This window comes from Actinokineospora sp. NPDC051303, assembly GCF_055586285.1.
In genome coordinates, this window is record NZ_JBVJIN010000001.1 from 329,004 (window position 1) to 339,209 (window position 10,206).

Consider the following 10,206-nt stretch of genomic DNA (forward strand, 5'->3'; position numbering starts at 1 on the left):
GTTCACCCTCCCCGGGCTGGTCGTGCGGTCAGCGCTCGGAAAGCCGTCCAAGCTCGGTGTCGATCAGGTCGAAGATCTCCTCGGTGCTCGCCGAGGCCGCGGGCGGCGGCGCCCACTTGGCGGCCAGCGCGGCGAGCCTGCCCGCGATCTCCGCGCGGGCGACATCGGATTCCAGGGATTCCAGCCCCGCCAGAGAGGCTTCCAACCGGTCGAGAACCGCGCTGTGGTCAGCGCCGTCGTCTGCGGCAGCAGGCGTGGGCGCGAGCTTGGTGGTCAGGTGCCCGGCCAGCGCGGTCGGCGTCGGGAAGTCGAAGATCACCGTCGGCGGCAGCCGCAGCCCGGTCGCCGCGGCCAGCCGGTTGCGCAGCTCGACGGCGGTCAGCGAGTCGAACCCGACGTCCTTGAACGCCCGGTCGGCGTCCACCGCGTCCGGCGCGGGGTGGCCGAGCACGGTCGCGGCGTGCGCGCGCACCAGGTCCAGCAGCACGATCGCGCGCCGCTCGGCGTCCACACCGGACAGTCGCCGGTCGAGCGAGTCCGGCTCGGCCTCGGCCGCCGTCCGCCTGCTCACCCCTCGGGCCACCAGGTCGCGCAGGATCGAGGGGACGTCCTCCCGGTTGCGCGTGTCGAGGCCGGTGGCCACGAACCCGGCCCGGTCGGCGGTCAGGGCCGCGTCGAACACCGCAAGCGCCCGCTCGGTGTCCAGCGGCAGCAGCCCGCCCCTGTCGAGCCGGGCGCGGTCGGCCGCGCCGAGCCCACCGGTCATGCCGCTGGCTTGCGCCCACAATCCCCAGGCGACCGAGGTCGCCGCCAGGCCCCACGACCGGCGGTGCGCGGCGAGGGCGTCGAGGAACGTGTTCGTCGCCGCGTAGGCGCCCTGGCCCGCGCCGCCGAACACCCCGGCGGCCGACGAGAACAGCACGAACGCGGCCAGGTCCGCGCCGCGGGTCAGCTCGTGCAGCAGCCACGCCGCGTCCGCCTTCGGCCGCAGCACCGCGGCCAGCCGCTCGGGGGTGAGCGAGGCAAGCACCCCGTCGTCGAGCACCCCGGCCGCGTGCACGACGGCGGTCAGGTCGACCCCGTCGAGCAGCGCGGCCATCGCGTCCCGGTCGGCCACGTCGGCGGCCGCGATCCGCACCGCCGCGCCCGATTCGGCCAGCTCGGCGGCCAGCTCAGCCGCGCCGTCCGCGTCCGGCCCGCGCCTGCTGACCAGCAGCAGGTTCCGCGCGCCGTGGTGGGTGACGAGCCTGCGGGCGATCAGCCCGCCGAGCGTGCCGGTGCCGCCGGTGACAAGCACGGTCTTGTCTGGGTCGAGCGCGGCCGGGATCGTGAGCGCCACCTTGCCGACGTGTTTGGCCTGGCTCAGGTGCCGCAGCGCCTCCGGAGCCCGTCGGGCGTCCCACGCGGTCACCGGCAGCGGGCGGACCGCGCCGCTGTCGAACAGCGCCAGAACCTTGCCCAGCATCAGCTGGATTCGCTCCGCGCCCGCGTCCATCAACTCGAACGATCGGTAGTCCACGTTCGCGGGCAGCGTGTCGGCCGCGCGGAGGTCGGCCTTGCCCATCTCCACGAACCGCCCGCCGCGCGGCAGCAGCCGCAGCGAGGCGTCCACGAACTCGCCCGTGAGCGAGTTCAGCACGATGTCCACGCCCTGGCCGCCGGTCGCGGCGAGGAAGGCCGCGCCGAAGTCCGTCGTGCGCGAGGATGCCACGCGCTCGTCGGCCAGCCCCAGCCCGCGCAGTACCGGCCACTTGCCCCGGCTGGCGGTGCCGTAGACGGTGAGCCCGAGGTGGTGGGCGAGCTGGACGGCGGCCATGCCGACCCCGCCCGCCGCCGCGTGCACCAGGATCGACTCGCCCCGCCGCGCGTCGGCCAGCTCGACCAGGCTGTAGTACGCGGTCAGCCACACCGCCGGGACCACCGCGGCGTCGGTCAGCGACCAGCCCGCCGGGACCCGGGCGAGCAGCGCCCGCTCGGTGACCGCGACCGGGCCGACCGACCCGGGGAACAGGCCCAGCACCCGGTCGCCCGGGGCAAGGTCGGCGACCTCTGCGCCGACCTCGGTGACGATGCCCGCGCCCTCGCTGCCGATCCGCGCCTCGCCCGGGTACATGCCCAGCGCGTACAGCACGTCGCGGAAGTTCACCCCGGCCGCGCGGATCGCGACCCGCACCTGCCCCGGCGCCAGCGGCGCGGCGGCGTCCTCGGCGGGGACCAGCGCGAGATTGTCGAGCGTGCCCTGTTCGGTGACGTCCAGCCGCCACGGGCCCGCGCCGGGAGCCAGGCCCGGGGTTGGGCGGGCCAGCCGCGGCGCGCGCAGGTCGCCGTCGCGGACGGCGACCTGCGGTTCCCCGGTCGCCACCGCCTGGGCCAGCAGCGCCGGGTCGTCGGTGTCCACCAGGGTGATCCGGCCCGGGTTCTCCGCCTGCGCGGAGCGGACCAGCCCCCACACCGCCGCCGCGCCCAGATCGCCCACCCGGTCGCCCGGGGCCGCCGCGACGGCGTCCCGGGTGACCACGACCAGCTTGGTGTCGGCGAGCCGGTCGTCGGCGAGCCAGCGCCGCAGCAGCGCCAGGGTCCGGGTCGTGGCCTCGCGCGCGGCGGCCGCGTCGGGGCCGCCGGTCACCGCGAATACGAGATGACGGGCAGGCACCAGGTCCGGCACGACCGTGGCGACCGGCCGCAGGTCGTCGACCAACGCGTCCGGGCCGTCGAGCAGGGTCAGCGCGGGCGCGGGGGCGGTCGCGGCGACGGCGGGCCAGCCCACGTCGAACACGGCGTCCGCCGCGCCGCTGGCGAGAGCGGCCAGCCGGTCGGCCTCGACCGGGCGGATGGTCAGCGACTCGACCGTGGCGACCGGCGCGCCAGTCTCGTCGGCCAAGGCCAGCGCGACCGAGTCCGCGCCGAGGCGCCGGACCCGCACCCGCAGCGCGGCGGCCCCGGTCGCGTGCACGGTGACGCCCGCGAACGAGAACGGCAGGCCCGCCGGGATCGAGCCCAGCCCAGCGGCCTGGACCGCCGCGTCGAGCAGCGCCGGATGCAGCGCGAACCCGTCCGTGGCGAGCCCTTCCGGGGCCCGCACCTCGGCGTGGACCTCGTCGCCGGACACCCAGGCGGCCGTCAGGCCCTGGAAAGCCGGGCCGTAGGCCAGATCCGCCGCCGCGAGCCGGTCGCGCAACTCGGCCAGGTCGACTCCGGGGCCGGTAGGCCAGTTGCGCAGATCCGCGCCCGGGTCGGGAGTCTGGCTGAGCGCGCCGGTCGCGTGCAGGGTCCATGGGCCCTCGCCCTGCCGGGCGTGGATGGTCACCTCGCGCCCGCCGGTCACCCGGACCTGCGCCTCGACCGCTCCGCGCGGGGGCAGCGCCAGCGGCGCGCGCAGCACCAGTTCGTCCAGCCTGCCCGCGCCGACCTGGTCACCGGCCCGCACCGCGAGTTCCACGAACGCCGCGCCCGGCAGCAGGACCGTGCCGCCCACGGCGTGGTCGGCCAACCAGGGGTGCGTGCCGAGCGAGATCCGCCCGGTCAGCAGCACGTCGCCGTCGGCGAGCGAGACCGCGGCGCCGAGTAGCGGGTGCCCGGCCGGGGCCAGCCCCAGTCCGGCCGCGTCGCCGGTCGTGGCCGGGTCGAGCCAGTAGCGTTCGCGCTGGAACGGGTAGGTGGGCACGTCGGCGCGTGGAGAGCCCGGGGTGAACGCCTCGGCCCAGCGCACCGGGGCGCCGTGCGCGTAGGCGGTGGCCAGCGAGGTCAGAAACCGCGGCCAGCCACCCTCGTCGCGGCGCAGCGACCCCACCGCGAGCCCGCCGACACTGTCCACAGTGTCCTGGATGCCGATCGTGAGCACCGGGTGCGCGCTGGCTTCCACGAACAGCCGGTGCCCCTCCGCCGCGAGCGTGTCCACGACCTGTCCGAACAGGACGGTCTGGCGCAGGTTGCGGTACCAGTACTCCGCGTCCAGCGGCTCGTCGGTGACGACCGAGCCGGTGACGGTGGAGTGGAACGCGATCTCTGGGCGGCGCGGCTCGATGCCCGCCAGCGCGGCGAGCACGTCGGCGCGGATGTCCTCGACGTGCGCGGAATGCGACGCGTAGTCGACGGGGATGACCCGGGCGCGGACGTCCTCGGCCTGACACGCCTCGACCAGCGCGCGCAGGTCGTCGGTGTCGCCAGACACCACGGTCGAAGTGGGGCCGTTGACCGCCGCGACGCCCAGCGACCCGCTCAGCCGGGGTTCCACCTCGGCGACCGGCAGCGGGATCGAGGCCATGCCGCCGCGCCCCGCGATCGCCCGGATGGCCTTGCTGCGCAACGCGACCACCTTCGCCGCGTCGGCCAGCGACAGCGCGCCCGCGACGCAGGCGGCGGCGATCTCGCCCTGGGAGTGACCGACCACGGCGGCGGGCCGCACGCCGAAGGACTGCCACAGCCGGGTCAGCGACACCATCACCGCGAACAGCGCGGGCTGCACCACGTCCACCCGGTCGAACGGCGGCGCGGTCTCGGCGCCCTCGATCACCTCGACCAGCGACCAGTCGGTGTGCGGGGCGAGCGCGTCGGCGCAGGCCAGCATCTCGGCCCGGAACACCGGCGCGGACTGGAAAAGCTCGCGCGCCATGCCGGTCCACTGCGAGCCCTGCCCCGGGTAGACGAACACCGGCCCCGGCTGCTCGGCGGCGACGCCGGTGATCACCGCCGTGGACGGCGCGCCCTCGGCGAGGTCGGCCAGGGCCTGGGCCGCGGTGTCCCGGTCGGCGGCGACCACCACGGCCCGGTGCTCGAACTCGGCGCGGGCCGTGGCCACTGTGTAACCCAGCGTGGCCAGTGTGTGACCCGGCTCAGCGGGGTCGGTCACGGCCAGGAAGTCACGCAGCCGGGCGGCCTGCTCCCGCAGCGCTGCCGCGGACCGGGCCGTCACGACCAGCGGGACCGCCTCGGTCTTCGGCTCAGGGCGCGGCCGGGGGCTGGCGGGCGGGGCTTCCTCGATGATGACGTGGACGTTCGTGCCGCTCACGCCGAACGCCGACACCCCCGCCCGGCGCGGCCGGTCGCCGCGCGGCCACGGGACCGGCTCGGTGAGCAGCGCGATCGAGCCCGCCGACCAGTCGACCTGCCCGGTGGGCTCATCGATGTGCAGGGTGCGCGGCAGTTCGCCGTGCCGCAGCGCCTGCACCATCTTCATCACCCCGCCGACCGCGGCCGCGGCCTGGGTGTGCCCGATGTTGGATTTCAGAGATCCTAGCCACAGCGGCGTTTCCCGGTCCTGCCCGTAGGTGGCGAGCAGGGCCTGCGCCTCGATCGGGTCCCCCAGCCGGGTTCCCGTGCCGTGCGCCTCCACGGCGTCCACTTCGGACGGTTCGAGGCCCGCGTCGGCCAGCGCCGCCCGGATGACCCGCTGCTGCGCCGGGCCGTTGGGCGCGGTGAGGCCGTTGGACGCGCCGTCGGAGTTGATCGCGCTGCCACGCACGATCGCGAGCACCGGGTGCCCGTTGCGGCGCGCGTCCGACAGCCGCTCCACCAGCAGCAGCCCCGCGCCCTCGGCGAACCCGGTGCCGTCCGCGGCGGCCGAGAAGGCGCGGCAGCGGCCGTCCGGCGACAGGCCGCGCTGCCTGCTGAAGTCCAGCAGCAGGTACGGGCTCGCCATGACCGTCACGCCACCGGCCAGCGCCAGGTCGCACTCGCCAGCGCGCAGCGCCCGCGCGGCCAGGTGCAGTGCCACGACCGACGACGAGCACGCCGTGTCGACGGTGACCGCGGGGCCTTCCAGCCCCAGCGCGTAGGCCACCCGCCCGGACGCCACGCTCGCCGCGTTGCCAGTGCCCAGGTAGCCCTCGAACTCCGCGGGCGCTCCGGTGTGCAGCCGTGCGCCGTAGTCGCCGAGGTTGACCCCGGCGAACACCCCGGTCCGGCTGCCGCGCAGCGTCGTCGCGTCGATGCCCGCCCGCTCGACGGCCTCCCACGCGGTCTCCAGCAGCAGCCGGTGCTGCGGGTCGGTGGCCAGCGCCTCCCGCGGGCTGATTCCGAAGAACGCCGGGTCGAACCGGTCCGCGTCGTGCAGGAAGCCGCCCGCCCGGGTCGACACGCCGCCCGCGGCGTCGGGGTCGGTCCCGAACAGGCCGTCGAGGTCCCAGCCGCGGTTGGTCGGGAACGGGCCGATCGCGTCGACCCCGTTCGCCACCAGGTCCCACAGCTCGTCCGGCGAGCTCACCCCGCCGGGGTAGCGGCAGGCCATGGCGACGATCGCGATCGGCTCGTCGGCCCTGGCCGTGCGCTTGACGGCGGCCACCGCGCCCGCGCCGGTCAGCTCGGCGCGCAGGAACGCGGCGACCCCGGCGGGCGTCGGGTGGTCGAACACCAGCGTCGCGGGCAGCGGCACCCCGGTCGCGGCCACCAGCCGGTTGCGCAGTTCGACCGCGGTGAGCGAGTCGAAGCCCAGCTCCTTGAACGCCTGCCCGGCGCTCACCGCGGCTAGTGAGGCGTGCTTGAGCACCGCCGCCGCCTGCGCGCGCACCAGGTCGACCACGATGGCCAGCTGATCGTCGGCGGAGCGGCCTGCTAGCCGGGCGGCCAGCGCGGATGTCTCGCGGCCGCCCACCGCGACTCGGCGCGGCGCGGGCCGGGCGGGTTCGGCGGTGGCTGACGCGGGGGCGGCGAGCTGGTCGAGGGTGACCGGACGGGTCACCACGGACTCGGCGGCGGCCACGAGCGCGCCGGTCGGGTCCTCGATCCACAGCGCGCCACCGGAAAGCCGCACGCGCAGGGTGGTCGCGCCGGTCGCGGCCAGGGTGACCCCGGACCAGGCGAACGGCAGCCGGATCTCCCGGGCGCCCTCGGCGAGTCCCGCCACGGCGAGCGGTTGCAGCGCGGCGTCGAGCAGCGCCGGGTGCAGCCCGAACCCGGCCGGGTCGAGCCCGTCCGGGGCGGCCACCTCGGCGTAGAGGTCGTCCCCGGCGCGCCACACCTGGCGCAGGCCCAGGTAGCTTCCGGCGTAGCCGACGCGCAGGTCGGCCAGCTCGTCCAGGAACCCGGACAGGTCAACGGGTTCCCCGTCCGGCGGCCAGCTCATGCCGTCGCCGTCCGAAGTGTCTGGGGTGTTCAAGGTGTCCGAGGTGTCCGCTGTGGACAGTCTGGCGGTGGCGTGGTGCGTCCAGCCCGCGCCCGCGGTGTCCGGCCGCGAGTGGACGGTGACCTCGTCCTCGGTGACCGTGACCTGGAGGTGCGCGTCGCCGGTCACCGGCAGCGGCGCGTGCAGGATAAGCTCGTCCACCCGGTCGTGGCCCACCCGATCGGCCGCGGCCAGCGCCAATTCGATGTGCCCGGTGCCGGGGAACAGCGGCACGCCATCCACGGTGTGCTCGGTCAGCCACGGGTGCGTGCGCGGCGAGATCCGCCCGGTGAGCAGCGTCGTGCCGCCGTCGGTCAGGGTGGTCACGGCCGCGAGCAGCGGGTGCCCGGTCGGGGTCAGGCCAAGATCGCCCGCGTCGCCCGCGCGGGCGGGCAGGTCGAGCCAGTAGCGCTCCCGGGCGAACGGGTAGGTCGGCAGGTCCACCGGGGCGGGGCGGCCCGCGCCGAACACCGCCGACCAGTCGACCGCCACCCCGTTCGCGTGCGCCTCGCCTAGCGCCGTGCGGAAGCGGCTCAGCCCGCCGTCGTCGCGGCGCAGCGTGCCCAGCGCGGCGGCCGGTTCGTCGGGGGACACCTCGTCCAGCGTCTCCCGCACGCCCAGCGTGAGCACCGGGTGCGGACTGGCTTCGATGAACACCCGGTGCCCATCGGTCACGAGTCGGCGGACCGTCTGGTCGAAGTGGACAGTCTGGCGAAGATTGCGGTACCAGTACTCGGCGTCCAGCCCGGTCGTGTCGATCGGCTCGCCGGTGACGGTCGAGTAGAACGCGATCTCGGCGGCCTTCGGCCGGATGCCCGCGAGCGCGCCAACCACCTCGGCGCGGATTTCCGCCACGTGCGCGGAATGCGAGGCGTAGTCGACCGGGATCACCCGCGCCCGGATGCCCGCGCGCTCCGCCTCGGCGACGAACGCGCGCAGCGCGTCGGCGTCGCCGGACACCACGGTCGACGCGGCGCCGTTGACCGCGGCGATTTCCAGCGACCCGGTGAGCCTGCCCCGGACCTCGGCGGCGGGCAGCGCGACCGACGCCATGCCGCCACGCCCCGCGATCGCCCGGATGGCCTTGCTGCGCAACGCGACCACCTTCGCCGCGTCCGCCAGCGACAGCGCGCCCGCGACACAGGCGGCGGCGATCTCGCCCTGCGAGTGCCCGATCACCGCGTCCGGCCGCACGCCGTGCGCCTGCCACAACTCGGCCAGCGACACCAGCACCGCGAACAGCGCGGGCTGCACGACATCCACCCGGTCCAGATCGCCCGCGCCGCGCAGGACGTCGGTCAGCGACCAGTCCACGTGCGGCGCCAGCGCGGCCTCGACCTCCGCGATCCGCGCGGCGAACACCGGCGAGGTGTCCAGCAGGCCAGCGGCCATCCCCGGCCACTGCGATCCCTGCCCGGGAAAGACGAACACGGTCTTGCCGGATGCGGCGACCCCTTCGACCACGTTCGGCGCGGGCTCGCCGTTGGCCAGCAGCGCCAAGCCGTCGAGCACCTCGGCCCGGTCGCCGACGACCACCGCGCGGCGCTCGAAGCCGGTGCGGGTGGTGGCCAGGGCGTGCGCGACGGCGCCGAGATCCTGCTCGCCCACCGCGTCGGCCAGTCGCGCCGCCTGCGCGCGCAGCGCGGAGGCCGTGCGCGCGGACAACACGACCGGCACAGCGGAATCCAAGTCAGGCAACGGAACCGGCTCGGCGGCGGGCGGCTGCTCCACGATCACGTGCGCGTTGGTGCCGCTGACCCCGAATGACGACACGCCCGCCCGGCGCGGGCGGCCGGTGTCCGGCCACGCCACCGCGTCGGTGAGCAGCGACACCGCGCCAGCGGACCAGTCGACCTCCGGGGTCGGCTCGTCCACGTGCAGGGTCTTGGGCAGCAGGCCGTGCTCGATGGCCGACACCATCTTGATCACCCCGCCGACGCCAGCCGCGGCCTGGGTATGCCCGATGTTGGACTTCAGCGACCCCAGCCACAGCGGCTCGGCTCGGTCGCGGCCGTACACCGACAGCAGCGCGTTCGCCTCGATCGGGTCGCCCAGCCGGGTTCCGGTGCCGTGCGCCTCCACGGCGTCCACATCGGACGGTTCCAGTCCGGCCGCGGCCAGCGCGGCGCGGATCACCCGCTGCTGCGCGGGGCCGTTGGGCGCGGTGAGCCTGCTGCTGCGGCCGTCCTGGTTGACCGCGCTGCCGCTGATCACCCCGAGAATCCGCCGCCCGTCCCGCACCGCGTCGGAAAGCCTGGCCAGCAACAGGATTCCCGCGCCCTCGGCCCAGCCGGTGCCGTCAGCCGCCGCCGCGAACGCCTTGCACCGGCCGTCGGCGGCCAGCCCGCGCTGGCGGCTGAACTCCAGAAACGTGTTCGGCGTCGCCATCACCGTCACGCCACCGGCCAGCGCGAACTCGCTTTCGCCCTGCCGCAGCGACTGCGCCGCCAGGTGCAGGGCCACCAGCGACGACGAGCACGCGGTGTCGATGCTGACCGCGGGGCCTTCCAGCCCGAGGGTGTAGGAGACCCGGCCGGAGGCGACGCTGCCCGCGCTGCCGGTGCCCAAATACCCCTCGAACCCGTCCGGGGTCCGGTCGAGCAGCCGCAGCGCGTAGTCGTCGTACATCACACCCGCGAAGACCCCGGTTCGGCTGCCGTGCAGCGAAGTCGGGTCGATGCCCGCCCGCTCCACCGCCTCCCACGAGGTTTCCAGCAGCAGCCGCTGCTGCGGGTCGATGGCCAGTGCCTCGCGCGGGCTGATCCCGAAGAACGCCGGGTCGAACTCGTCGGCGTCGTGCAGGAAGCCGCCTTGCTCGGCGTACACCGTGCCCGCCCGGTCCGGGTCGGGATCGAACAGCGTGGCCAGGTCCCAGCCGCGGTTGGTCGGGAACCCGCTCACCGCGTCCGCGCCGGTCGACACCAGGTTCCACAGGTCCGCGGGAGAGGCGACCCCGCCGGGGTACCGGCAGGCCATGCCGATGATCGCGATCGGCTCCCGGGAGCCGGATTCGGCTTGCAGCAGCCGCTTGCGCGTCTGCTGCAAGTCCGCGGTTACCCGCTTGAGGTAGTCCCGAAGTTTCTCTTCGTTCGCCACGCGTCGCGCCC

At 75.5% G+C, this 10,206-nt stretch carries 1 pseudogene; it reads right to left on the reverse strand.

Going from position 1 to position 10,206, the window contains the following annotated elements:
- Positions 1–28 precede the first annotated feature (28 nt).
- A pseudogene (locus ACZ6SD_RS01500) lies at positions 29–10,159 on the reverse strand (type I polyketide synthase); the annotation flags it as partial.
- Positions 10,160–10,206 lie beyond the last annotated feature (47 nt).